Here is a 24,768-nt window from a genome sequence, read left to right on the forward strand (position 1 = left end):
CTCCTTGCTTCCATGCCGCCTACCGGGTTAGCTGACGGGTTCGGGCCTGGAAGTGCCCTACGGGCGCGGCCGGGGGAGCCTGCGCGCCGATTCACCCCAAGAGAGAGTGGGTCCCCGGTTCCGCGTGACGCGGATTCGGCGGCCGCGGGCCCGGCGAACGGGCCCACGGTCCGGGCATTGCGCGCATAAGGTACGAAACTTGACAAACTATGGCAAATCGCCCGTCAAATAGTGTTGCACCACCGGCCCCACACTGCGCGCCAGTTCCTCGGCGGACATCGCGACCACGGGCGGCAGCCGTACGACATAGCGGGTGAAGGCCAGCCCGAGCAGCTGCGTGCTCACCAGCCCGGCCCGCCGCGCCGCCTCCTCCGGCCCGCAGCCGAGCGCCCGGCCGACGAACGAGGCGACCTGGGAGGTGAACACGTCGCGCATGCTCTGCGCCGCCAGCGCGTTCGTGGACGACGAGCGCAGCAGCAGCATGATCGCCTCGTCCGACAGGTCGCCCTCCCAGCGGGACAGGAAGTGGCGCGCCATCGCCTCGCCGAGGCGCTCGCGCGGCGGCGCGGGCAGCTCCTCCAGGTTGAGCCGCAGGTCCACCGCGGCGCGGAAGAGGCCCTCCTTGTTGACGTAGTAGCGCATCACCATGGACGGGTCGACGCCGGCCAGCGAGGCCACCTTCCGGATGGTGGTGCCCGCGAACCCCTGCTCGGCGAAGAGCTTGCGGGCCGCGCCGAGGATCGCCGTGCGCGTGGCCTCGGACCTTTCCGTGAACGCCATGCCAACAAGTGTAGACCAACGCTTGTGGTCAAAAAGGTGCTGGCCGGGCCGGGCAGATCTTGGTAAGAAGAGCGGGTGGACCTCATCCCCGTGGAGTTCGAGGCGTTCGACCGCCGCATCGCCGACGTCACCGGTGACCGCAACCTGGAGCGCCTCCACCGGGGCACCCGCTGGGCCGAAGGGCCCGTCTACGTCCCCGCGGGCCGCTACCTGGTCTGGAGCGACATCCCCAACGACCGGATGCTGCGCTGGGACGAGCTGACCGGCGCCGTGGGCCCGTTCCGCCAGCCCGCCGGCTACGTCAACGGCAACACCCTCGACCGCGAGGGCCGGCTGATCTCCTGCGAGCACGGCGCCCGCCGGGTCACCCGCACCGAGCACGACGGCTCCGTCACCGTGCTCGCCGACCGGTGGCGCGGCAAGCGGCTCAACAGCCCCAACGACGCCGTCGTGCGCTCCGACGGGTCCGTCTGGTTCACCGACCCGCCCTACGGCATCCTCGGCGACTACGAGGGACACCGGGCCGAGCCGGAGATCGACGGCTGCCACGTCTACCGGATCGACCCCGGCGGCGAGGTGAGCATGGTGGCCGGCGACTTCGCCCGCCCCAACGGCCTGGCGTTCTCCCCCGACGAGCGGCTGCTCTACGTCGCCGACACCGAGCGCCGCCACGTCCGCGTCTTCGAGGTCACCCGCGACGGCACGCTCACCGGCGGCAAGGTGTTCGCCGAGCAGCAGGGCGAGGCCGACGGCAGCTACGACGGCATGCGGCTCGACGACACCGGCCGCCTGTGGGCCGCCGTCGGCCGGTCGCTGCACGCCTACCACCCCGACGGGACGCTCCTCGGCAGGCTGCACCTGCCGGAGAGCGCCTCCAACCTCGTCTTCGGCGGCCTCAAGCGCAACCGCGTCTTCATCACCGCGACGACGTCCCTCTACTCGATGATGCTGAGCCTGAGGGGCGCCGCCCCGGTGTGGGCTACCTGAACGCCCAGGTGAACAGGTGCAGCTCGCCGTCCTCCGGGTCGGAGAAGGCGAAGCTGCGCACCTTCTTGCCCGGGTCCAGCGCGATCGGCTGCGAGGCGTACACGTGCGCCGGCACCGGCTGCAACGCCCACGAGCCCCAGAACAGCCGGTGCGGCGTGCGCGCCACGACCTCGTTGCCGAACTGCGGCTGCCCGCCGCCGAAGTCGAGGATCCAGTCGCTGAAGCCGAGCTTGCCGGTGCTGGTCGTGCCGTCGGCGTAGGTGACGGTGACCTGCGACTCGGGCCAGCCGTTCACGCCCGTGCCCAGGAAGGCGACGCTCGTGGCGCCGTCGGGCGCGGCCACCTCCAGCGCCTTGCCGCCGGTGCGCACGTTGTCCCACTCGCCGCGCCCGCGGTCGGGCCAGGTGAACGAGTAGTCCCGCCACGTCACCGTGCCGCCCGGCGTGAGCCCCGCCTCGGCCAGCGCCTGCGCCGACAGGCTGAAGCCCGGCCCGTCGATGTTGGCCTCGCCGGGAGCGGTCATGTCACCGATGCCGACGTTGTTGTGATGCCACTCGGGGGTGCCGCGCGCCGCCACGTTGAGCCGCACCGACGCCCGCCGCTCGCCCACGACGACCGGCACGCTGACGAAGCCGCGCGGCACGTCGCCGGACACCGACACCTCCAGCGCCTGACGCTCCTGCCCGCCCGCGCCCACGGTGAGCGTGCCGCGTGACGGCGACACGGTCACGCCGTCCGGCGGCCTGGCCTCCCAGGTCAGCGTGGCGGCCGGGCCCGTCGAGCGGACCGCCAGCTCCGTCGCGAACGTGCCGCCCGGCTCGACCGGGCCGCTGCCCCGGCTGAAGCCCGCCAGGTACGGCAGCGTCCCGTCGCCGAACGACGGCGGCGCGTCCGCCGGGTCCGCGCCGAAGCTCCGGTCCGGGGACCAGCCGACGGCGAAGTCCAGCCGCCCGCCGCCGGTCGCGAACGACTCCGGCAGCCACGCCCGGTCCGTCTCCGCGCCGTTCACCCGCAGGGACCGCACGTACGAGCCCTGCCCCCAGGAGTTGACGACGATGTCGCCGCCCGGCCGGTCGATCGTGATCCGGTCGAACAGCGGCGTGCTCACCAGCAGCTCGGCCCGGCCCGGAATCGCCGGGAACAGCCCCATCGCCGACCACACGTACCAGGAGCCCATCGCGCCCAGGTCGTCGTTGCCGACCAGCCCGTCCGGGCCCGGCCCGAACAGCTCCCGCTGCACCCGCCGCACCAGCTCCTGCGTCTTGTACGGCTGCCCGGCCCACGCGTACAGCCACGGCGACGGCAGCGACACCTCGTTGCCCAGGTAGGCGCGCGCCACGGCGGGTCCGGCGTTCAGCTCGCCGAAGTACTCGTCCAGCCGGGGCACCACCTTGCCGGCGCCGCCCATCGCCGCGAACAGCCCGGCCGGGTTGTGCGGCACCAGCCAGTGGTACTGCGCCCCGTTGCCCTCCATGTACACGTCGGGCGCGGCCGGGTCGAACGGCCAGGTGAACGAGCCGTCGCCCATGCGCGGCTGGATCCACCCGCTGCCCGGGTTGTAGATGTGCTGCCACGCCTGCGAGCGGCGCATGAACTCCGCCGCCGTGTCCCGCTCGCCAAGCCGGGCGGCGAGCTGCGCGATCCCGAAGTCGGCCACGCCGTACTCCAGCGTCGCCGACGGGTCGTACGGCACGTGCCCCTCGCGCATGAACGCCGCGTTGCCGGGCCGCTCGTCGTAGGCGAGCAGCGGATGGCCGATGTCGCGCGGCCCGGTCCGCCTGGCCGCCTCGGCCATCGCCTTCAGCGCCGCCTCCGCGTCGAAGCCGCGCGCGCCGAAGGCGTACATCGTGGACACGATCGAGTGGAACGGGTCGCCGACCATGACGCCGGTGATCGCCGTCTGGTGCGACCAGCGGTCCCACACGTTGCCGACGGCCTGCGCGTTGTCGTACATCGACTGGGCGATGTCGCCGGCCACGTCCGGCGCGAGCAGCGCGAGGAGCTGCACCTCGCTGCGGTAGATGTCCCAGCCGGAGAACGTCGCGTAGTGGTGCTCGCCGGGCCGCACCTGGTGCGGCTTCTGGTCGAACCCGGTGTAGGCGCCGTCCACGTCCTCCGACACGTGCGGCTGGAGCAACGCGTGGTAGAGGTTGCTGTAGAAGGTGCGCCGCTGCGCGTCGGTGCCGCCGGCGATCCGCACCTTGCCGAGCCGCTCGTCCCACACGCCGCGCGCCTCGCGGGCCACCTGGTCCAGGCTCTTGGCGGCGATCTCGGCCCGGAGGTTGCGCTCGGCGCCGTCGACGCTCACGTACGACAGGCCGACCCGCATCTGCACCGGCCGCGCCGGGTCGAACTGCAGGTACGCGCCCGAGCCCGGCCCGTTGACGGCCACGTCGTCCGACGTCACCACGTCGCCCCGCACCCGGGCGGGACCGGCGTTGGCGACGGCGGTGCCGCCGGGGCGCACCTCGTCGTCCTTCCACGTCCCGTACGCGGTGACCGGCTGGTCGAACGTGGCGTGGAAGTAGATCTTGTAGCGGGTGGGCGGGCCGCAGAAGCCGCCGGTCTGCACCCAGCCCTCGACGGTGTTGCCGCTGATGCGGGTCTCGCCGTCGTCGACGCCGTTGACCGAGCCGCTGGTGTTGAGCAGCACGGTGCCGGGCTTGCCGGCCGGGAAGGTGAAGCGGGCGACGCCCGCGCGCATCGAGACCGACAGCTCGGTCTTGACGCCGCTGTCGAGCGTGCTGGAGTAGAAGCCGGGCCAGGCCCGCTCGTCGGCGTGCGAGAACGTCTGCACGTAGTCCTCGCCGTGCGTGGCGGGCGAGCGGCCGACCGCCCCGGAGAACGGGGTCACCGGGAAGTCCTGCGCGCCCGTGCAGCCGGGGCCGGAGATGTGCGTCATCGAGAAGCCGCGCAGGCGGTTGTCCTCCCAGCGGTAGCCGCCGCCGGCGTCCTCCACCGTGTCGGGGCTCCACTGCATCATGCCGAACGGCAGGACGGCGCCGGGGAAGGTCATGCCCCCGCCGCCGCCGTGGTCGAAGTCGGGCGCCGCCTCCTTCGTCCCGTGGAAGACGTTGACCAGGGAAACCGGATCGCGCTCCACCGTCACGTCCTGGGGGGCGCCATAGGGAAAGGTCGTCGCCGCGACCAGCGCGGTGACGACGGGTAAGGACCAGAGAGCCACGACAGTCCTCCAGATAAGGGGATCGCCGTATCGAACCCCGGGGCGAACGGGCCGGTCAACGGCCGGAAACCACGGCCACAACAGGTCACGGGCGCCGCCGTGGACAGGGGTTGGCAGGCGGCTCCCGCGTTGCGAGATTCGCCGTGACCCCGTCCCCGAACCGTCCCCGTGACGAGCATGTGAGGGATGTCAGCGATGACCGTCGTGTCCACGATCGAGACCTCCGAAGCCCCCGTCGCCGGACCCGTCCCCGACCCGCGCGCCCCCGCCGTCCGGCTGGCGGGCCTGCTCGACCCCGGCTCCATGACCGCGCCGCACGACGAGGACGCCACCGGCGTGACCGCCGTGCGCGGCCTGGTCGAGGGCGCGCCGGTCGTCGCCTACTGCACCGACGCCCGGCTGATGGGCGGCGCGCTCGGCGCGGCCGGCGCCGCCCGGATCGTCGAGGCCGTCGAGGACGGCGTGCGGTCCGGCTGCCCGGTGATCGGGCTGTGGCACTCCGGCGGCGCCCGGCTCGCCGACGGCGTGGAGTCCATGGACGGCGTGGGCCGCATGTTCGCCGCCATGACCAGGGCGTCCGGCGTCGTCCCGCAGATCTCCGTCATCCTCGGCCCGGCCGCCGGCGCCGCCGCGTACGGGCCCGCGCTCACCGACGTGGTCGTCATGGCCGACGCCGGGCGGGTGTTCGTGACCGGCCCGGAGATCGTCCGCAGCGTCACCGGCGAGCGCATCGACATGGCCGGGCTCGGCGGGCCCGAGGCGCACGGCAGGAAGTCCGGCGTCGCGCACGTCCTGGCCGCCGACGAGGCCGACGCCTGCGCCAGGGCCCGCCGCCTCACCGGCCTGCTCGGCCGCCCCGGCACGTGCGCCGCCGCCGGGGCCGGGCCGGTGGCCGACCCGCGCGCCCTGCTGCCGGCCTCGCCGCGCCGCGCCTACGACGTGCGGCCCCTGGTGCGGGCCGTGCTCGACGACGGGCTGATGGAGGAGCTGCAGCCGCGCTGGGCCGCCAACGTCCTCGTCGCGCTCGGGCGGCTCGGCGGCGCCACCGTCGGCGTGCTGGCCAACAACCCGATCCACAAGGGCGGCTGCCTCGACTCGCTCTCCGCCGAGAAGGCCGCCCGCTTCGTCCGCATGTGCGACTCCTTCGGCATCCCGCTCGTCGTGCTCGTCGACGTCCCCGGCTACCTTCCCGGCGTCGGCCAGGAGTGGGGCGGGGTCGTCCGGCGCGGGGCCAAGCTGCTGCACGCCTTCGCCGAGTCGGTCGTGCCCCGGGTGACGCTCATCACCCGCAAGGCGTACGGCGGCGCCTACATCGCGATGAACTCCCGCTCGCTCGGCGCCACCACCACGTTCGCCTGGCCCGGCGCCGAGGTCGCGGTCATGGGCGCCGAGTCGGCGATCGGCGTCCTGCACCGCAAGGCCCTGGCCGCCGCCCCCGAGGAGGAGCGCGAGGAGCTGCGCGCCCGCCTCGCCGAGGAGCACCGCCGCACCGCCGGCGGCGTCGGCCGGGCCGTGGACCTCGGCGTCGTCGACGAGGTCATCGCCCCCGAGACCACCCGCGCCCGGCTCGCCGACGCGATCGCCCGCGCCCCTCGCGCCCGGGGCCGCCACACGAACATCCCCCTGTGAGTCAGAGCTGCTGGGCCGACAGGGTCTCCGGCAGGTCCGCGCGGCGGGTCACGCTCAGCTTGCGGTAGACGCGCGTCAGGTGCTGCTCCACCGTGCTCACCGTGATGAACAGCTTGGCGGAGATCTCCCGGTTGGAGTAGCCGTCGGCCGCCAGCGACGCCACCCGCCGCTCGGCGTCGCTCAGCACCGGCCGCGCGCCGGCCTCGCCCGCCTCCCACGCCCCGTCCGGCAGCGCCCGGCTCAGCGCGCCGGCCTGGCACTCGTGCGCCAGCACGCGGGCCCGGCGGCCCATCACCGCCGCCCGCCGGAACTCGCCGACCGCGTGGTACGCCTCGGCCAGCCCCGTCATCGACCTGGCCAGCTCGTACGTGTCGCCGCCGTCGCGCAGCAGCTCCGCCGACTGACGCAGCAGCATCACGCGGTGGCGCTTCTCGGCGGTAGCGGCCAGCACCCGCAGCGCCATCCCCTGCACCCGCCGCGACCCGGCGGCCCGGGCCAGCTGCTCCTCCACGAGCAGCCGCGCCTCGTCCGTCTCGCCGAGGGCGATCAGCGCCTGCGCCGCGTCCAGCCGCCAGGCGATGAACTCGGCGCTGTCGAGCTGCCACTCGCCCATCAGCTCGCCGCACAGCCGCAGGTCGCGCAGCGCCTGCCGCGCCTGCCCGGCAGCCAGGTGGAAGCGGCCCTTGCCGTACAGGTAGTGCAGCCCGAACCGGGTCTCCAGCATCGCCTCCGGCACCGGCCTGGTGACCGGCGGCAGGCACTCCTCGTACCGGCCCATCGCCGCGCCCGCCAGCAGCAGGCTGCCCAGCGGCCCGCCGACGGCGACGCCCCAGCTGTCCGGCGGGATGAGCTCCAGCGCCAGCCGCGCGTCCGCCGCCGCCGCGGCCGGGTCGCCGCGGCGCAGGCCGATCTCGGCGCGGATCGCCGACAGCCGCGCCTGCCGGCCCGGCGCGCGGCGCGAGGCCGCCTCCGCGATGAACGAGTCGCACCAGGGCGCGGCCAGGTCGGCCCGGCCCGTGTACGTCAGCGCCAGCAGCGCGCTCTCCACCGTGTCCAGCGTCATCTCGTCCAGCCGGGAGCCGCGCAGGATGCGCTCGGCCGTCGTCGCCGTCTCCGGCAGCGGCCCCTGCGTCAGCGCCCGCACCAGCGCGCCCACCGCCTCGGTGCGGCGGTCCGCGCTCAGCGAGTACGCGGCGCCGCCCGCCTGCTCGTCGCTCAGCTCCGGCAGGTCGGCCAGGAACGGCGGGCAGCTGCTGCGGAACCAGGCGTGCGCCGCCGCCACCTCCGCCACCGCCTCCCGGTCCAGCTCGTCCAGCTCGTCCAGTTTCCGCAGGTGGCCGAGCACGCTCCTGGCGTCGGCCGCGTGACCGTGCCACAGCAGCGCCTTGGCCAGGGTCACCGCGTCGCCGCCGCTCAGGTGCCCCTGGCGCAGCGCCTCGGTCAGCTCGCCGAGCTGCCCGGCGGGCGTGCCGGGGTCGATCCGCCAGCGGGCGCGCACCAGCGTGGTCGCGATGCCCGCCCGCCTCCGCTCGTCCGGGCAGGACCGCAGCGCCAGCTTCAGGTACTCGATCGCGGACTCCACGCCGTCGTCGCGCAGCGCCTGCGCCGCCGCCTCCTCCAGGATCGGCAGCGCCCACAGCCGGCTAGCGTCACCGGCGCGCAGCAGGTGACCGGCCACCACGGGGGCGGGCGCGCCGTCGTGGTAGGTCAGCTCGGCCGCCCGCAGGTGCAGGCCGACGCGCTCGCCGTCGTCCAGCCCGGCCAGCACGGCGGACCTGGCCGCCTCGTCGCGGAACCGGCCGCCGTCCAGCAGCCCCGCCCGGGTCAGCGTCAGGACCTCCTTGGCGGTGGCCGCCTCGTTCGCGCCGAGCAGCCGGGCGACCGGCCCCGCCTCGCCGAGCACGGCCAGCGCCCGCGCGACCCCCGGCGCGGCCTCACCCGCCCGGTGCAGGCAGGCGAGCACGGCCTCGGCGTAACGCTCGCCCCGGCCGTCGCCGATCCGGTGGTCCTCCAGCAGCGCGTCCACCAGCAGCCGGTTGCCGCCCGTCAGCTCGTGCCAGCGGGCCGCCTGCCCGGCCCCGGCCTCCCCGGCCGCCAGCCGCGTCACCTCCGCCGCCGACAGGTGGGCCAGCCGGACCGCGCGGCAGTGCGGCTGCCGCAGCATCTCCGCGTGCAGGCCGCCGAGCGCGTGCGGGTCCCGGACGGTGACCGCCAGCATGACCGGCGCGTACGCGATCCGCCGCGCCAGATGCGACAGGCACAGCTGCGAGGCGCGGTCGGCGTGCTGCAGGTCGTCCACGACGACGAGCAGCGGATGCCGCTCCGCCAGCTCCAGCAGCACCGTGCAGAGCGCGTCCACGATCAGCACGTCCACGTCGTCGCCCGGCCCGGCCGCGCCGCGCGCCCCCTCCCGCAGCAGGCTCCCCACGGTGGCGCGGTTGTCCTCCGACATCCGCGCGCCGAGCAGGAGCTGCGACAGCACGCCGAACGGCAGCGCGCTCTCGGCGGGCGAGCCGGTCGCCGTCAGCGGGACGGCGCCGTGGTCGCCGGCGTGCTCGGCCAGGCCGTACAGCAGCGCGCTCTTGCCGGTGGCGATCGCGCCGGTCACCATCGCGACGCGGCCCCGGCCGGCGGCGGCCTCGTCCAGGAGTTCCCGGAGCGTGGCCATCTCCTGGCGCTCGACGTCCTCGGCCATGGCGGCCCTCCTTGCTCAGCACTCGGTCGGTCGGGTCAGTAGGGGAGCCGGCGCCCCGACGGGGTGCGCAGGTCGAGGCCGGCCTCGGGGCCGGGGCGGCGGTGCGGGCGCGGCTTCCTGGGGACGACGCGGGCCATCGCCGGCCTCACCCCGCGGCCGCGAGCGGAAGCTGCTCCACCTGGCGCTGGTCTCTCGGCCGCGGCTCCAGGGGGTGGACGGGGCGGTGGTGGGCGCGGCCGGCGAGGCGGGCGCTCGCCGCGCGCACGGCGGAGAACGCCGCCGCCGTCACGTCGGCCCCGGCGCCCACCCCCCACGCGACCTCGCCCGTGCCCGTGCCCGTGCCCTCGCTCTCGGCGCCGGCGCCGCACTCGGCGTAGACGACGGCGTCGTGCGGGGCGCGGCGGACCAGGGGCCGCCGGCCGATCGCGCCGTGACGCGACAGCGGGGGAGCGGCCCGGTGCACGGCCCGCACGTCGATGCCCCACGGCGCGAGCGACTGGCGCAGGCCGCGCGGCACCGCGCCGTCGACCCAGAGCGTCGCCGTGACCGGCGCGAACAGCTCCGCCGGCGCGCCGTCGTCGGCGTACGCGTCGCGGAACAGCTCGCCGATCCGGCCGGGCGACAGCTCGCCGCCCTCGGCGTCGGCCCGCGCCTGCACGCGCGCCGACAGGTCGGCCTGCAGGCCGCGCGGCAGGGCGAGCCCGTGCCAGGCGCTCATCACGTACGCGACGCCGCCCTTGCCGGACTGGCTGTTGACCCGCACCACCGCCTCGTACGTGCGGCCGACGTCCCGGGGGTCCACGGGCAGGTACGGGGTGCGCCACGGCAGCGCGGCGGCCGGGGCGCCGGTCGTGACGGCGCGGCGCTCCAGCTCGTCGAACCCCTTCTTGATGGCGTCCTGGTGCGACCCGGAGAAGGCCGTGTAGACGAGGTCGCCCGCGTAGGGGTGGCGCGGGTGCACCGGCATCTGGTTGCACTCCTCGGCCGTGCGCCGCACGTCGTCGATGTCGGACAGGTCGACGCCCGGGTCGACGCCGTGGGTGAACAGGTTCATGCAGAGCGTCACCAGGCAGACGTTGCCGGCCCGCTCGCCGTTGCCGAACAGGCACCCCTCGACGCGCTCGGCCCCGGCCAGCAGCGCCAGCTCGGCGGCGGCGACCCCGGTGCCGCGGTCGTTGTGCGGGTGGACGGACAGGCACACGTGCTCGCGCCGCGACAGGTTGCGGCCCAGCCACTCGATCTGGTCGGCGAACACGTTCGGCAGCGACCGCTCGACCGTGGTCGGGAAGTTGAGGATGATGCCCCGGCCCGCCTCCGGCTGCCAGGCGTCCATGACCGCCTCGCACACCTCCAGGGCGAAGTCCGGCTCGGTCTCGTTGAAGAGCTCGGGGGAGTACTGGTAGCCCAGGTCGCAGCCGGGCAGGGCGCGCCCGGCCTGGTCCATCAGCACTTGCGTGGCGCGTACCGCGAGGTCGCGGCAGCCGGCCCGGCCGACGCCGAGCACCAGGTCGCGGAAGAGCGGCGAGGTGGCGTTGTAGATGTGCACCGTGGCGCGCGGCGCGCCCTTGAGGCAGTCCACGGTGGCGCGGATGAGCTCCTCGCGGGCCTGGGTCAGCACGGTGATGCGCACGTCGTCGGGGATGTGGTCGCGCTCGATGAGCAGCCGGACGAAGTCGTGGTCGTCCTGGCTGGCGACGGGGAAGCCGACCTCGATCTCCTTGAACCCGATCCGCACCAGCAGGTCGAACATCCGGAGCTTGCGCTCGGGCGACATCGGGCGGGCCAGCGACTGGTTGCCGTCGCGCAGGTCGGTGGAGAGCCAGCGGGGGGCGGAGTGGATGCGCCTGCCCGGCCAGGTGCGATCGGGCAGATCGAGGGGCGTGAGACCGGTGTAACGTCCGGCACCCTGCATGGCGGAATTCCTTTCGTGGGTGACCCTCGTTTTCCTCGGAACAGGGGTTGGAATTCACCGGAGTCGTTTCTAAGGTGAGGTCCGGCCCCCGCGGTTCGGCTTTCCCGGCGTTATGGCCGGACGTTATAAGGGGGTTCGCGGGCCGGGCAAGACGGGGCATCAGGAGTTCTCCGGTAATAGCCCCGGGTACCACCCCCCGTATCGAAAGGCGCAGTCCCGGCTACAACCTTCGGATCGCCCCTATGTCAGGCCCGGCGCGGGCCGCTCACAATGCGGACATGGCAGCCTTGTCCGCGCGTGCCCTCGGTCTCTGCGTCGCAGAGGCCCGACCTCTGGTGCTGGCCGTCTCGGCCCTGCGCTACCTCACCGGCGTCGCGCTCGCGCTGCCGGCCGCGACCGCCGCCGCCTCCTTCCCGCAGGTCGCCCAGGGTGCCGCCGCCTGGGTGCTGTCGATCTTCGCGATCTACCTCTTCAACGGGGTGACCGACGTCGCGGAGGACCAGATCAACGGTTCGGGCCGGCCGATCGCCCGGGGTGACCTGGACGCCCGGCTGGCCGCCGTGGTGGCGGCCGGGGCCGGGTGTCTCGCGCTGGTGGCGACGGCGGGCCTGCCGGGGCAGATGCCGTGGATCATCGCCGGCAACCTGGTGCTGGGCTACCTGTACTCGGGCCCGCCGCTGCCGCTGAAGGACACCTCGGGCGGCACGGTCGCGGTGCTGTGCCTGTCGGGGCTGCTGTCGTACCTGGCGGGGTTCACGGTGGCGACGGCGGGCGGCGGCGTGGCCGCGCCGACGGCGCTGGTGCTGTTCGCCGGGGTGGCGATCGGCTGGATGGTGTTCGTCGGCGTGCCGGCCAAGGACCTGTCGGACATCGAGGGCGATACGGCGGCCGGCCGGCGCACGCTCGGCGTGCTCATCGGGGAGCGGATGTCGCGGCAGGTCATGGTGGGCGCCGCGGTGGTGCTGCTGGTGGCCTTCGCCCTGGCGGTGGCGCTGGCGCGGGCGCCGCTCGGCGGCGTCGTGGCGGCGCTGGCGGCGGGCGTGGTGGCGGTGGCGGCGGCCGGGCTGCCGGCCGCGCGGGGCCCGGAAGCGGGCGCCGGCGGCGGGGACGGCGGGCGGCGGCGGGCGCGCCGCCCGTATGGAGCGTTCATGGGAACGCAACATCTTCTTCACCTGACCGCGTTTTTGTCATGGATCTGACCCAAATGTTGCATGTGTCTCCTGGTCGCGCGATAGTTTGGAGAACGCTCAACGCGCGGCGGCGGAGGGGGGACATTGGAGGCGGCACACGGGGCCACGGGGGACCCGGCGGAATTAGTCGAATCGTGTCGTGATTTAATCCTCAACGAATTCGAATCAGCCCTTCAGACCGCCGGTAACGTCGTCTTCGCAGATCAGAGCGCGCGCGAGCTCGCGCTCTCCACCGCCCGTCAGGTGCTCGACGACGTGGCGGCCACGCTCCGTGCCGGAAAGGTGCAGGTGGGCGAGCTCTATCAATTTCACGCGCGCGAGGTGGGAAACGCGCGGGCCGCGGGCGGCGTCCATCCCAAAGCCTCACTTGAGGCGGGCTCACTTTTCTTCCGTTCGGCGCTGCGGCATTTGACCCGGGGGCTGGCGGACGCGTACGACTCGCCCGCCGACCTGATCACGCTGGCCGTCAGCGGCATGGAGGAGAGCCTGTCCCGGCGCGTGCGCGAGTCGGCCGACAGCTACCACAGCTTCCTGCTCAACCAGGTCCACGAGGCTCAGGACGACGAGCGCCGCCGCATCGCCCGCGAGCTGCACGACCGCATCGGCCACGGCGTCAGCGTCGCCCACCAGCAGCTCGCGCTGTCGGAGGTCTACCGGCCGGTGGACGCCGCCCGCGCCGCCGCCAAGATCAGCCTCGCCCAGCAGGCCGTCCAGGAGACGATGGAGAACCTGCGCCAGATCACCTCCGAGCTGCACCCGCAGGTCCCGGTCAAGAGCCTGGAGAAGGCGCTGCTCGGCTTCGTCGAGACCGTCGAGGACGACGTGGTCTCCGTCGGGCTCGACGTGAGCGGCGACGAGTCGTGGGCCCCGCCGCGCGTTCTCGACGAGGCGTTCCTCATCGTCCGCGAGGCCGTGCGCAACGCGCTCGGCCACGGCCGCCCCAAGCTCGTCGTGGTCCGGGTGAACATCGCCCCGCACGAGCTGTCGGCCTCCGTCCAGGACAACGGCCACGGCTTCGACCCGGCCCGGGCCCGCGAGCACGACGGCGTCGGCCTCACCTCCATGCGCGAGCGCGCCGAGCTGCTCGGCGGCCGGGTGCTCATCTCCAGCGAGCCGGGCCGGGGCTGCCTGGTCCAGCTCTTCGTCCCACTCAAGAGGCGGCCCGGTGGACAGCGTGACGCCTGACACCCGGATCTCCGTGGTCCTGGTCGACGATCACGCCCTGTTCCGGGAGGGACTGCGGGAGATCCTGGAGTCGGTCGGCGACATCAGCGTCGCGGGGGAGGCCGGCGACTCCGCCACCGCCGTGCGCGTGGTCGCCGAGACGCTGCCCGACGTGGTGCTGCTCGACGTGGAGATCCCCGGCGACGAGGTGACCGAGACCGTCGGCCGCATCCGCGCGCTCTCGCCGGAGACCGGCATCATCATCCTCAGCATGTACGACGGCCCGTACCTGCTCACCCGGCTGCTGGCCGCCGGCATCCGCGGCTACCTGCTCAAGAGCGTGCACCGGCACGAGCTGATCTCGGCCGTGCGCAGCGTCCACGAGGAGCCGTCGCGGCTCGTGCTGGCCGTCTCCCGCAGCAGCCTGGCCCGCGTGGAGGCGCCCTCGACCGGCGTGCTGTCGGACAAGGAGCTGGAGGTGCTGCAGCTGGCCGCGCAGGCGCTCAGCAACAACCAGATCGCCCGCCGGCTCGGCCTGGCCGAGGCGACGGTCAAGCGTCACATGCGCAACATCTTCGTCAAGCTGAACGCCGCCTCCCGCATCGACGCCGTCAACAAGGCCCTGGCCGCCTCGCTCATCCCGCCTCAGAGCAGGGGCGGCGACGACTGACCCGACGGGCAGGCCGGGAAGAGCTCCGCCAGCGCGTCGCGGGTCGCCGACGGCACCTCGACCGACGAGGCCGCCAGGTTCATCTCCAGATGCACCGGGTCGCGCGTGCTCGGGACCGGCACCACGTAGTCGCCCTGCGCCAGCAGCCAGCTCAGCGCGAGCCGGCCGGCCCCCACGTCGAGGCGGGCGGCCATCGCCTCCAGCGACTTCAGCTGCGGCGCGCACGCCTCGCGCTGCTCGGCGTCGAAGCGCGGATCGGCGTGCCGCCAGTCGCCCGGCCCGAGCGCCGGGCGTGACCCCATCCGGCCGGTGAGGAACCCGCGGCCCAGCGGCCGGGCGGCGACCACGGCGATGCCGAGCTCCCGCACGGTGTCGAGCAGCCCCTGCGAGGGCCGCCGCCCCCACAGCGAGAACTCCACGGCGACCGCGCTGATCGGGTGCACCGCGTGCGCCCGCCGCACCTGCTGCGGGGTGCCGCCGGTCAGCCCCACATGGGCGATCTTCCCGGCCGCCACCAGCTCCGACAGCCGCTGCACGCCCGCCTCCACGGGGACGCGCTCGTCCTGGCAGTCGAGGTAGAACAGGCCGATGCGGCCGGTGCGCAGCCGCCTGAGCGAGGCGTCGCAGTCGCGCTCCAGGGAGCCGGGCCGCCCGTCGGACTCCACGGTCCCGCGCGGGCCGTGACGGCGCACCCCGCCGCGCGTGGCCACCACCACGCCGTCACCCCGGCGCGCGACCGCCTTGCCGATCATGCTCTCCACGTGGCCCGCGGCGTAGAAGCCCGCCGTGTCGAGAAAGGTCACGCCGGCGTCGAGCGCCGCCCGGAGCAGCCGGTCGGCGTCGGTGTCGCCGACGGGCCCGTAGGCGCCGGACAGGGCGAGCGAGCCGAGCCCGACGCCGGAGATAACCGGCCCCGACGGGCCGAGCCTCGTGTACCGCACGAATCCCCTTACATTCCGTCGCTTTCCACGTGTGCGCCTTCCTATCAAAAAGGGCTTCAAATCGCGTGGCAACCCCGTACTTCACAAAGTGTGGGATTGGTCAGTCAACCCCCGATGTGCCCCTGCGCATGATAGGGGACCTCCCGGCTTCCCGGCCACGCCGGAACCCCTGTCCCTACCCCAGAAAATCCGGCGGCACCCATAAAGATGATTGGCCTTCCTTTCGGCCACCCTGGACGGCGGCTAATGTGCCGGTTATACGGGGTGCGAGGAGGATTAGGTGATCGAGGAGATCCTGCCGGTGACGGTCAAGTCTTTCGACACCTTCACCGACCCGGCCGGCGTCATCCTCTTCCCGGAGGAGGCCGCGCTGGTGCGCCGCGTGGCCGTCAAGCGCCGGGCCGAGTTCACCACCGCCCGCGACTGCGCCCACCGGGCCATGCGACGGCTCGGCCTCGACCCCGTCCCGATCCTCAGCGGCTCCTACGGCGAGCCGCTCTGGCCGCCCGGCGTCATCGGCAGCATCACCCACTGCGCCGGCTACCGGGCCGCCGCCGTCAGCGCCGAGCCCGGCGCCGTCGGCATCGACGCCGAGCCCGACGCGCCCCTGCCGCCCGGGGTGCTGGAGGTCGTCTCCGTCCCCGGCGAGCGCGACATGCTGCGCCGCCTGGCCGAACGCCACCCGCGCACGAGCTGGGACCGGCTGCTGTTCAGCGCCAAGGAGTCCGTCTACAAGGCCTGGTTCCCGCTGGCCGGGCGCTGGCTCGACTTCCAGGACGCCGTGGTCAGCGTCGACCCGCTGCGCGGCACGTTCCGGGCCGAGCTGCTGGTGCCGGGGCCGCGCTGGATGGGCCGCCCGCTCACCGGGTTCAGCGGCAGGTGGCGCACCGGCGGCGGGCTCATCGTCACCGCCGTCGCCGCGATCGCCGCCGCGCACACCGTCCCGCCGGCCGTCCCGCCCGCCCGCGGTCACGAGAGCACGCTGCGATGAGGTTCGGCGTCGTGCTCATCGCCGAGGACTGCTCCAGGAACGCCTGGGTGACCCGGTGCCGCCGCGCCGAGGCGCTCGGCTACGACGTGATCGCCGTGCCCGACCACCTGAACCTGCTCGCGCCGTTCCCCACCGCGCTGCTCGCCGCCGAGGCCACCGAACGGCCGCTCATCGGCACGTACGTGCTCAACGCCTCCTTCCACCGGCCCGCCCTGCTCGCCCGCGACGTCGTCACGCTCGACCGGCTCATGGACGGGCGGCTGGAGCTCGGGCTCGGCACCGGCTACGTGCGCGCCGAGTTCGAGGCGGCCGGGCTGCCGTTCGGCGCGGGCGCCCGTACGCGCACGCTGGAAAGGCTCGTCGCCGAGCTCGACCGGCTGCTGGACCGCAAGCGCCCGCCCCTCATGATCGGCGGGCACGGCGACCGGGTGCTCGCCCTGGCAGCCCGCACCGCCGAGATCGTCAGCTTCACCGGCGCCCCCTACCGGCCCGAGTACGGCAGGACCGCGCTCGTCGACGCCGCCACGCTGCTGGAGCGGGTCGCGCACGTGCGCGCCGAGTCGGCCGGGCGGGCCGCGCCGCCGGAGCTCAACGTGCTGTCCAAGGCCACCGTGCTGACCCGCGACCGCCGCGCCGGGCTGGAGGGCCTGCGCCGCTACGCCCCCGACCTCACCACCGGCCAGCTCCTGGACGTGCCGACGCTGTTCGCCGGCACCCCCGCCCAGATCGCCGAGCAGGTCAGGCGCGACCGGGAACGGTTCGGCTTCACCTACGTCACCGTGATGGACTCCGCGATGGAGGACTTCGGCGAGGTCATCGCGCACCTCCGCTGACCGGCTCGCTCGCCAGCCCGTGCAGGCACGCGTTCAGGCTGCGCGCCTGCACGTTCAGGTAGTAGCTGTGCCGCAGCAGCGCGTCGAGCTGGTGCAGCGCCAGCCAGCGGAAGGACGGGTGGCCGGGCAGCGGGTCCTCGTCCGTCTCCACCACCAGATAGCGGTTGCGCGCGTGGAAGAAGCGCCCGCCCTCCTCCGACAGGACGGTGTCGTAGCGCACCCGCTCCGGCGGCGCCGCCAGCACGTGCGCCAGCAGCGGCGGCCGGGCCGACGCCGGCAGGTGGTCGTAGTTGCCCGGCGTGCACTGCACGGTCGGGGCCAGCTCCACCACGTCGGTGTAGCCGGGCTCGACGCGGGCGTGCACCAGCGCGTGCAGCACCCCGCCGATCGGCCGGACGAGGAAGGCGACCAGGCCGGTGCCCACCGGCTCGATCATCGGCTGCGTCCACCGGTCGACCTCCCGGCCGCGCGCCTCCACGCGCACGCCGATCACGTCGAAGAACCTGCCGCTCTCGTGCGTGATGCGGCCCGCGTCCCGGTGCCAGCGGCGCAGCCGGTTCAGCGGCAGCGGGCCGGCATGCACGTCCACCGTCGAGCGGATGCCGCTCAGCCAGCTCAGCACCTCCTGCACGTCGTGCCGGGCGCCCGCCAGCGGGTCGCGCGAGCGGGCCAGCAGGCCGCCGAACCCGTCACCGCCGAACCCGCCGCCGCCAGGCTCGTCCAGCGCCGGCAGGCACGCCAGCACCGTCCGCGCGTCCATGTTGACCAGGTCCGGCACCGACAGCAGGTCGCGCACCAGCCGCAGCGGCAGCCACCGGAACCCCTCGGCCGCCGCCACCTCCTCGCCGACCTCCACGACCATGTTCCGGTTGCGCTTGCGGTAGAACCACGCGCCCTGCTCCGACTGGCGCACGTCGGCCAGCACCCGGCCGCGCCGCTCCCGGAAGAAGTCCAGGTACGGCACCGCCCGCCCCCGGTGCACGCCCGTGTAGTTGCTCCTGGTCGCCTGCACGGTGGGGGAGAGCTGCGGCCCGTCGACGTTGCCCGGCTCGTTCTTGGCCTGCATCAGCAGGTGCGGCACGCCGCCCGGCCGCTTGAGCAGGATGCCGAGGATGCCCGCCTCGGGCTGGTTGATGATGGGCTGCGTCCACGCCGGCACCGCCCACCCGGGGCGGCGCACGTCCAGCCCCTCGACGGTGAAGAACCGGCCGCTGCGGTGGTGGATGTTGCCCGTCGCCGGGTCCTCGCGCCAGCCGGCCAGCTCCTCCAGGGGGAGCCGGGTCACGCTCATCGACGTGTGCCCGGCCATCTCGCGCAACCACTCGTGTACGTCGCTGATGGCAGGCTCCTCACAACGGTTGTCCCACCGCCGACGCTGCCACCGGCCACGCGAGCCGCTCAACCCCTGCCTTGCGCCCCCACCCCTGTCCCGCGCGAGGTCAGAGGATAGGGGTTCTGCACTGGGCCGCCGCATTCCTACCCTTCTAGGGTGGACGCCATGACCGATCACCGGGAAGTGCGGGCCAGTGACCACGACCGCGAGAGAGTCGCCGAGATGCTGCGCGTGGCCGTCAGCGAGGGACGCATCAGCCTGGAAGAGCTGAACGACCGCGTCGACCGCACCTACTCCGCCCGCACGCTGGGCGAGCTGGACGACGTCGTGGCCGACCTGCCGCACCCCGGCCCGCCGTCCGCGGCGGTCGCGGCGACCGCGGCGCTGCCCGCACCCGCGGGCGGCGCGTTACAGCTGCACACGACCAGCGGCAAGCTCGCCCAGGTGGGCCGCTGGAGCGTGCCCGCCTACCTGAGCGCCAAGGCGGGCCGGTGGGGCAAGGTGCGCGTCGACTTCACCCGGGCCGACTGCCCGCACCGGGAGGTGCGGCTCGACATCGAGATCACCTCCTGGTTCGGCGACATCACCGTGGTGGTGCCGCGCGGCTGGATCGTCCGGGACGAGGAGGTCGTCCGCCGGTGGATGGGCGCCGTCTACAACCGCCCGCCCGTGCCGCTCGCGCCCGACGGCGTGACCGTGCGGCTCACCGGATACGTGCAGACCGGCGACGTCTGGGTGCGCTATCGCCGGGACACCGACTAAGGAGGACCGCATGGCGTGCCGGATCTGCTCGGGCCGTCTCCACCCTTTCGCCGACTTCGGCCGCCAGCCGGTCTCCGACGCCTTCGTCCTCCCCGCCGACCCCGGGGAGGAGTTCTTCTTCGACCTGGCCGTCGGCGTGTGCGAGAGCTGCGCCATGGTGCAGCTCCTGCACGAGGTGCCGCGCGAGCGGATGTTCCACGACGGCTACCCGTACCTGTCGTCCGGCTCCGCCGTGATGCGCGAGCACTTCCGCGCCCTGGCCGGGCGGCTGCTCGCCACCGAGCTGACCGGGCCCGACCCGTTCGTCGTCGAGCTGGGCTGCAACGACGGCACCATGCTGGCCACGATCGCCGCCGCCGGCGTCAGGCACCTCGGCGTCGAGCCGTCCGGCGGCGTCGCCGACCTGGCCGCCGCCCGCGGCGTGCGGGTGCGCAAGGACTTCTTCGAGGCCGCCACCGCCGCGAGCATCCGCGCCTTCGACGGGCCCGCGGACGTCGTCTACGCCGCCAACACCCTGTGCCACATCCCCTACCTCGACTCGATCATGAAGGGGGTCGCCACGCTGCTGCGGCCCGGCGGCGTGTTCGTCTTCGAGGACCCGTACCTCGGCGACGTCGTCGAGCGCGCCTCCTTCGACCAGATCTACGACGAGCACTTCTACCTCTTCTCCGCCACCTCCGTGCGCGCGATGGCCCGCCGCCACGGCTTCGAGCTCGTCGACGTCGAACGGCTGCCCGTGCACGGCGGCGAGGTCCGCTACACGCTCGCCCGCGAGGGCGCCAGGACCCCCACGCCCGCCGTGGCCGAGCTGCTGGCCGCCGAGGAGGCCGCCGACCTGGCCGCCCCCGCGACGCTCACCGCCTTCGCCGGCCGCGTCGCCGGCATCCGCGACGGCCTCGTGGACCTGCTCACCGGCCTGCGCGCCCGGGGCGCCACCGTGTACGGCTACGGCGCCACCGCCAAGAGCGCCACCGTGCTCAACTACTGCGGCATCGGCCCCGGCCTCGTCCCGCTGATCTGCGACACCACCCCGGCCAAGCAGGGCAGGCTCACGCCCGGCTCGCACATCCCCGTCCTCGGCCCGGAGGCGTTCGCCGACCCGTACCCCGACTACGCGCTGCTGTTCGCCTGGAACCACGCCGAGGAGATCATGGCCAAGGAGACGGCGTTCCGCGACGCGGGCGGCTCCTGGATCCTGTACGTGCCGGACGTCCACCTCGTCAGGGGATGACCCGTGCGCCACCGTGAGCTCGCCGTGACCGGCGCCTTCGCCTTCGAGCCCGACGTCTACCCCGACCGGCGCGGCAGCTTCGCCTCCCCCTACCAGGAGAGCGCGTTCGCCGCCGCCGTGGGCCGCCCGCTGTTCACCGTCGCCCAGGCCAGCCGCAACGTCTCCCGGCGCGGCGTCGTGCGCGGCGTGCACTACACGCTGGTCCCGCCCGGCACCGCCAAGTACGTCTTCTGCGCCGGCGGCCGGGCCCTGGACATGGTCGTCGACCTGCGCGACGGCTCGCCCACGTTCGGCCGCTGGGACGCGGTCGAGCTCACCGCGGGCAACGGCCGGGCCGTCTACCTGCCGCCGGGCGCCGGGCACGCGTTCGCCGCGCTGGAGGACGACACCGTCATGTGCTACCTGCTGTCGTCGGAGTACCGCGCGGCCGACGACCTCACGCTGTCGGTCCTGGACGAGGACCTGGCGCTGCCGCTGCCGGCGGGGGAGACGCCGCTGCTGTCGGAGCGCGACGCCGCCGCCCCCACCCTGGCCGAGGCGGCGGCGCTCGGCCTGCTGCCCCGCTACGCGCCCGCTACAGCACCTTCAGCAGCGCCGCGATGACCCGGTCCTGCAGCTCCACCGGCAGCGACGGGTACATCGGCAGCGAGAAGATCTCCCCGGCCAGCGCCTCGGTCACCGGCAGGCTGCCCGCCCCGTGACCCAGATGCGCGAACCCCGACATCGTGTGCACCGGCCACGGGTAGCTGACGTTGAGCTGGATGCCGAAGCCGCGCAGCGCCTCCAGGATCTCGTCCCGGCGCGGATGGCGCACCACGTACAGGTAGTAGGAGTGCTCGTTGCCCGGCGCCGTCTCCGGCAGCACCAGCCCGGTGCCGGCCAGGGCCTCGGCGTAGCGGGCGGCGACCGCCCGGCGGCCGTCCACGTAGCGGTCGAGCCGGCGCAGCTTGCGGCGCAGGATCTCCGCCTGCACCTCGTCCAGCCGCGCGTTGTGGCCGGGCGTGCTCACCACGTAGTACGTCTTCTCCATCCCGTAGTAGCGCAGCCGCCGCAGCGCCCGCTCCACCTCCGGGTCGGAGGTGATCGTCGCCCCGCCGTCGCCGTAGGCCCCCAGCACCTTGGTCGGGTAGAACGAGAACGCCGCCGCGTGCCCCATCGAGCCGGCGACCCGGCCGTGGTGGCGGGCGCCGTGCGCCTGCGCGCAGTCCTCCAGGATCACCAGGTCGTGCTCGGCGGCCAGCCGCTCCAGCGGCTCCATCTCCACGCACTGCCCGTACAGGTGGACCGGCAGCAGGCAGCGGGTGCGCGGCGTGATCGCCGCCGCCACCCCCTCCACGTCCATCAGGTACGTGCCGGCGCGCACGTCGACGAAGACCGGGACGGCGCCCACGGCGTCGATGGCCACCACGGTCGGCGCCGCAGTGTTGGACACCGTGATCACCTCGTCGCCCGGCCCGACGCCCAGCGCCTGCAGCCCCAGCTTGACCGCGTTCGTCCCGTTGTCGACGCCGACGCAGTGGCGCACCCCGTGATAGGCGGCGAACTCCTCCTCGAACGAGCGCACGCTCTGCCCCAGCACGAGCTGCCCCGAGGCGAACACCGTCTCCACGGCGTCCAGGATGTCGGCTCGCTCGGATTCGTATTCGGGCAGATAATCCCAGACGCGCGTGACCATTCGTCCTCCTGCTGGCTCCGGCGGCCCCAGAATAAACAGCGGGGCCCCGATCGGGGGAACCCCTAGAAAGCGCCGCGAAGGTGAGGGGGAAGCTAGGGGTGACCGATTCTCCCGCCCGTCCATAGATTGGGCAGCGCACGTAAATGCGCAATCATTGCGGGGAGGCCTCACATGACGGGGCGTTTTCTTTTCATGTGCCAGCCCGACCACGGACATGTCATTCCCGGCCTCGCCGTCGCGGCCGAGCTCGTCCGCCGGGGCAACCAGGTCACCTATCTCACCTCGCCCGCCATGGCCGGGCTGGTGACGGGAGCCGGCGCCACCCTGCTCCCGTACGAGTCGATCTACCGGGACGTCGACCTGCGCAAGCTGGAGGACGACCCGCTCGGCCTGCTCTCGCTCTTCCTCGACGAGAGCGCGGCGATGCTCGCCGCCGCCGGCCCGGAACACCGGCCCGACGTGATCGTCTACGACGTGTCCGTCCTGCACGCCGGCCGCGTCCTGGCCAGGAAATGGGACGTGCCCGCCACGCAGTTCATCCCGGTGTTCGCCGCCAACGAGCACTTCTCCTTCCTCACCGCCGTCTACGCCGAGGACGGCGGCGGCGGTCCCGGCCCCGAGCTGCCCGGCTGGGTCGACGGCATGCTCGCCAGGACCCGCGACCTGGCCGCCGCCCACGGCGTCAGCGCCGACCCGGCCGAGCTGTGGTGGCAGGTGCAGGACTCCAACGTGGTCGCGCTGCCGCGCGCCTTCCAGTACGCCGGGGACACCTTCGACGAGCGGTTCGCCTTCGTCGGCCCCTGCCTGGACGAGCGCCGCTTCCTCACCGGATGGCAGCCGCCGGGCGACGGCCTGCCGATCGCGCTGCTGTCCTTCGGCACCGTGCTCACCAGCCGCCCCGAGCTCGTCCGCACCTGCGTGCGCGCCTTCGCCGACCTGCCCTGGCGGACCGTCGTCACCCTCGGCGACGGCCTCGACCCCGCCGAGCTGGGCCCGCTCCCGCCCACCGTCGAGGCGCACCGCTGGGTGTCCCACCTCGACGTGCTGCGCCACGCCCGCGTCGCCGTCACCCAGGGCGGCATGGGCACCGCGATGGAGGCGCTGCACTGGGGCCGCCCCGCCGTCGTCGTCCCCGCCACCGCCATCGACCGGGTCAGCGCCCGCCGCATCGCCGAACTCGGCCTCGGCCGCACCCTCGACCCGGCCGCCCTCACCCCCGGCCTGCTGGTCGAGACGGTCCTCGACGTCGCCGCCGACGCGACCATGCACCGGGCCGCCGCCGCGATGCGCGGCGAGATCGCCGCCGCCGGGGGCACCGCCCGCGCCGCCGACGTGCTCGAAAGCAGGCTGACCGCCTGATGGACACCGCCTTCGAGTTCCGCGTGCTCGGCCCGCTCACCGTCGTCAAGGACGGCGCCGAGCTGCCCATGAGCGCCCACCGCGAGCTGGTCATCCTGGCCAGCCTGCTCCTCAACCCCAACCGCGTGATGAGCGTCGAACGGCTCGTCGAGGCCGTGTGGGCCGGATCCGCGCCCCGCAGCGCCTGGCGGCAGGTCGCCATCTGCGTGTCGCGGCTGCGGCGCACGCTCGGCGCAGGGCTCATCGAGACCTCCAGCCCCGGCTACCTGCTGCGCGCCGCCCCGGCCAGCATCGACTGGCTCCGCTTCCGCGACCTCGTCGGGCAGGCCCGGGGCCGGGCCGACGCCGCCGCCCGGGAGGACGCCGTCCTGCTGCTGCGCGACGCGCTCGCCCTCTGGCGCGGGCAGCCGTTCGAGGACATCCGCGGGCTGCGCTACGACGCCGCCCGGATGGCCGAGTCACGGCTGGAGGCGCTGGAGACCTGCCTGGAGCTGGAGATCGAGCTGGGCCGCCACCACCAGGTGATCCCGGAACTGCTCGCCCTCGTCGCCGAATCGCCCTTCCGCGAGCGCGTCCGCGCCCAGCTCATGCTCGCCCAGTACCGGGCCGGCCGCCGCGCCGACGCGCTGCGCACCTACCAGGAGACCCGCCGCTACCTGCTGGAGCAGATCGGCCTCGAACCCGGCCCCGCGCTGCGGCGGCTGCACGAGCAGATCCTGCGCGACGAGTCCGCCCTCATGCGCCCGCCCGCCGCCCCGGCCTCCGCCCGGCCGGCCGCCCGCGTCGTGCCGTGCCAGCTCCCGCCGCGCGTCCTGCCGTTCGTCGGCCGCGAGGCCGAGCTGGTCGCCCTCGACGCGATCCTCGGCTCCGCCCGCGCCCCCGGCCCCATGGTGCTCAGCGGTCCCGCGGGCGTCGGCAAGACCACCCTGGCCGTGCACTGGGCGCACCGCCGCCTCGACCGCTTCCCCGACGGGCAGCTCTACGCCGACATGGGCGGCACCGGGCCCGGCCCGGTCCTGGACCGGTTCCTGCGCGCCCTCGGCGCTCCCGACCTGCCTGCCGACCCGGCCGAGAAGCTCGCCCTCTACCGGAGCTGCACCGCGCGCCGGCGCGTGCTCGTCGTGCTCGACGGCGCCGAGAGCGCCGACCAGGTGCTGCCGCTGCTGCCCGGCGGGCCCGGCTGCCGCGTCATCGTCACCAGCGCCGACCCGCTCGACGACCTCGTCGCCCGGCAGGGCGCGCACCGGGCGTTCCTGCGGCCCCTCGCCGACGAGGCCGCCACCCGCCTGGCCGACCTGCTCGTCGGCGCGGCCCTCGGCCCCCAGGCGGTCGCCGATCTGGTCGGCACCTCGGGCGGCAACCCGCTGTCCCTCCGGCTCGGCGCCGCCCGCCTCCGCTCCCGCGCCGCCGCCTGACGCCCCGGCCCCGCGGC

At 74.2% G+C, this 24,768-nt stretch carries 20 protein-coding genes and 1 riboswitch; of the genes, 12 read left to right on the forward strand and 8 right to left on the reverse strand.

What is annotated here, in order from left to right:
• Position 1: 1 nt before the first annotated feature.
• Positions 2-151: riboswitch (cyclic di-AMP (ydaO/yuaA leader) on the reverse strand.
• A 56-nt stretch (positions 152-207) separates the two neighbouring features.
• Positions 208-780, reverse strand: coding sequence for a TetR/AcrR family transcriptional regulator (locus tag ACWDXC_RS14440; protein ID WP_364170697.1), 573 nt, complete (start codon positions 778-780; stop codon positions 208-210).
• A gap of 75 nt (positions 781-855) precedes the next feature.
• Between ACWDXC_RS14440 and ACWDXC_RS14445 the strand changes: the two genes are divergently transcribed.
• The gene (locus tag ACWDXC_RS14445; RefSeq protein WP_449981587.1) at positions 856-1,767 is read left to right on the forward strand and encodes an SMP-30/gluconolactonase/LRE family protein; all 912 of its coding nucleotides are present in this window, start codon (positions 856-858) and stop codon (positions 1,765-1,767) included.
• On the opposite strand, the gene ACWDXC_RS14450 is transcribed toward ACWDXC_RS14445, so the two are convergent.
• The gene (locus ACWDXC_RS14450; RefSeq protein WP_449981589.1) at positions 1,760-4,951 is read right to left on the reverse strand and encodes a GH92 family glycosyl hydrolase; all 3,192 of its coding nucleotides are present in this window, start codon (positions 4,949-4,951) and stop codon (positions 1,760-1,762) included. The two genes, ACWDXC_RS14445 and ACWDXC_RS14450, sit on opposite strands and share 8 nt — an antisense overlap.
• Before the next feature lie 195 nt (positions 4,952-5,146).
• On the opposite strand from ACWDXC_RS14450, the gene ACWDXC_RS14455 reads away from it, so the two are divergent.
• Positions 5,147-6,580 carry an acyl-CoA carboxylase subunit beta gene (locus tag ACWDXC_RS14455; RefSeq protein ID WP_449981591.1) on the forward strand — a complete coding sequence of 478 codons (1,434 nt, stop codon included), beginning with the start codon at positions 5,147-5,149 and terminating at the stop codon, positions 6,578-6,580.
• 1 nt (position 6,581) lies between these two features.
• On the opposite strand, the gene ACWDXC_RS14460 is transcribed toward ACWDXC_RS14455, so the two are convergent.
• Both ACWDXC_RS14460 and ACWDXC_RS14465 read right to left on the reverse strand, forming a co-directional pair.
• Positions 6,582-9,275, reverse strand: a complete 2,694-nt coding sequence (locus ACWDXC_RS14460; RefSeq protein WP_449981593.1) for an AAA family ATPase — start codon at positions 9,273-9,275, stop codon at positions 6,582-6,584.
• Between the two features lie 145 nt (positions 9,276-9,420).
• Positions 9,421-11,187 carry a 2-isopropylmalate synthase gene (locus tag ACWDXC_RS14465; protein ID WP_449981595.1) on the reverse strand — a complete coding sequence of 589 codons (1,767 nt, stop codon included), beginning with the start codon at positions 11,185-11,187 and terminating at the stop codon, positions 9,421-9,423.
• A gap of 278 nt (positions 11,188-11,465) precedes the next feature.
• Here ACWDXC_RS14465 and ACWDXC_RS14470 point away from each other — a divergent pair, with 278 nt between their 5' ends.
• Positions 11,466-12,386: a UbiA family prenyltransferase gene (locus ACWDXC_RS14470; protein ID WP_449981597.1), complete on the forward strand. Its 921-nt coding sequence runs from the start codon at positions 11,466-11,468 to the stop codon at positions 12,384-12,386.
• 156 nt (positions 12,387-12,542) lie between these two features.
• Here the strand turns inward: ACWDXC_RS14470 and ACWDXC_RS14475 are convergent, their stop codons facing one another.
• Positions 12,543-12,731, reverse strand: a complete 189-nt coding sequence (locus ACWDXC_RS14475; RefSeq protein ID WP_219509608.1) for a hypothetical protein — start codon at positions 12,729-12,731, stop codon at positions 12,543-12,545.
• A 54-nt stretch (positions 12,732-12,785) separates the two neighbouring features.
• Between ACWDXC_RS14475 and ACWDXC_RS14480 the strand changes: the two genes are divergently transcribed.
• Complete coding sequence (locus ACWDXC_RS14480; RefSeq protein WP_449981600.1) at positions 12,786-13,562, forward strand: sensor histidine kinase; 777 nt, start codon at positions 12,786-12,788, stop codon at positions 13,560-13,562.
• Positions 13,552-14,211, forward strand: a complete 660-nt coding sequence (locus ACWDXC_RS14485; protein ID WP_449981602.1) for a response regulator transcription factor — start codon at positions 13,552-13,554, stop codon at positions 14,209-14,211. The genes ACWDXC_RS14480 and ACWDXC_RS14485 overlap by 11 nt, the downstream gene beginning before the upstream one ends.
• Here ACWDXC_RS14485 and ACWDXC_RS14490 read toward each other — a convergent pair.
• Positions 14,187-15,152, reverse strand: a complete 966-nt coding sequence (locus ACWDXC_RS14490; protein WP_219509611.1) for an aldo/keto reductase — start codon at positions 15,150-15,152, stop codon at positions 14,187-14,189. The genes ACWDXC_RS14485 and ACWDXC_RS14490 overlap by 25 nt on opposite strands.
• 280 nt (positions 15,153-15,432) lie before the next feature.
• On the opposite strand from ACWDXC_RS14490, the gene ACWDXC_RS14495 reads away from it, so the two are divergent.
• Positions 15,433-16,143, forward strand: coding sequence for a 4'-phosphopantetheinyl transferase family protein (locus ACWDXC_RS14495; protein ID WP_219509612.1), 711 nt, complete (start codon positions 15,433-15,435; stop codon positions 16,141-16,143).
• A complete protein-coding gene (locus ACWDXC_RS14500; RefSeq protein WP_364170716.1) occupies positions 16,140-16,976 on the forward strand; it encodes a TIGR03621 family F420-dependent LLM class oxidoreductase in 837 nt (278 codons plus the stop codon). Before ACWDXC_RS14495 ends, ACWDXC_RS14500 begins: the two co-directional genes overlap by 4 nt.
• On the opposite strand, the gene ACWDXC_RS14505 is transcribed toward ACWDXC_RS14500, so the two are convergent.
• Positions 16,957-18,378: an NDP-hexose 2,3-dehydratase family protein gene (locus ACWDXC_RS14505; RefSeq protein WP_449981605.1), complete on the reverse strand. Its 1,422-nt coding sequence runs from the start codon at positions 18,376-18,378 to the stop codon at positions 16,957-16,959. The two genes, ACWDXC_RS14500 and ACWDXC_RS14505, sit on opposite strands and share 20 nt — an antisense overlap.
• Positions 18,379-18,474: 96 nt before the next feature.
• On the opposite strand from ACWDXC_RS14505, the gene ACWDXC_RS14510 reads away from it, so the two are divergent.
• The 3 genes from ACWDXC_RS14510 to ACWDXC_RS14520 are packed head-to-tail and all read left to right on the forward strand — an operon-like array spanning position 18,475 to position 20,905.
• The gene (locus ACWDXC_RS14510) at positions 18,475-19,071 is read left to right on the forward strand and encodes a DUF1707 SHOCT-like domain-containing protein (RefSeq protein WP_449981607.1); all 597 of its coding nucleotides are present in this window, start codon (positions 18,475-18,477) and stop codon (positions 19,069-19,071) included.
• 10 nt (positions 19,072-19,081) lie between these two features.
• Positions 19,082-20,302, forward strand: coding sequence for a methyltransferase domain-containing protein (locus ACWDXC_RS14515; RefSeq protein ID WP_449981609.1), 1,221 nt, complete (start codon positions 19,082-19,084; stop codon positions 20,300-20,302).
• A 3-nt stretch (positions 20,303-20,305) separates the two neighbouring features.
• Positions 20,306-20,905, forward strand: coding sequence for a dTDP-4-dehydrorhamnose 3,5-epimerase family protein (locus ACWDXC_RS14520; protein WP_357588079.1), 600 nt, complete (start codon positions 20,306-20,308; stop codon positions 20,903-20,905).
• On the opposite strand, the gene ACWDXC_RS14525 is transcribed toward ACWDXC_RS14520, so the two are convergent.
• Positions 20,877-21,977, reverse strand: coding sequence for a DegT/DnrJ/EryC1/StrS family aminotransferase (locus ACWDXC_RS14525; protein WP_449981611.1), 1,101 nt, complete (start codon positions 21,975-21,977; stop codon positions 20,877-20,879). The two genes, ACWDXC_RS14520 and ACWDXC_RS14525, sit on opposite strands and share 29 nt — an antisense overlap.
• Before the next feature lie 171 nt (positions 21,978-22,148).
• Between ACWDXC_RS14525 and ACWDXC_RS14530 the strand changes: the two genes are divergently transcribed.
• Both ACWDXC_RS14530 and ACWDXC_RS14535 read left to right on the forward strand, forming a co-directional pair.
• The gene (locus ACWDXC_RS14530; RefSeq protein WP_449981613.1) at positions 22,149-23,336 is read left to right on the forward strand and encodes a macrolide family glycosyltransferase; all 1,188 of its coding nucleotides are present in this window, start codon (positions 22,149-22,151) and stop codon (positions 23,334-23,336) included.
• Positions 23,336-24,751 (forward strand): BTAD domain-containing putative transcriptional regulator, encoded by a 1,416-nt coding sequence (locus ACWDXC_RS14535; protein ID WP_449981615.1) that lies wholly within the window; start codon positions 23,336-23,338, stop codon positions 24,749-24,751. The genes ACWDXC_RS14530 and ACWDXC_RS14535 overlap by 1 nt, the downstream gene beginning before the upstream one ends.
• Positions 24,752-24,768: the final 17 nt, after the last annotated feature.

The sequence above is a fragment of the Nonomuraea sp. NPDC003214 genome (assembly GCF_053590035.1).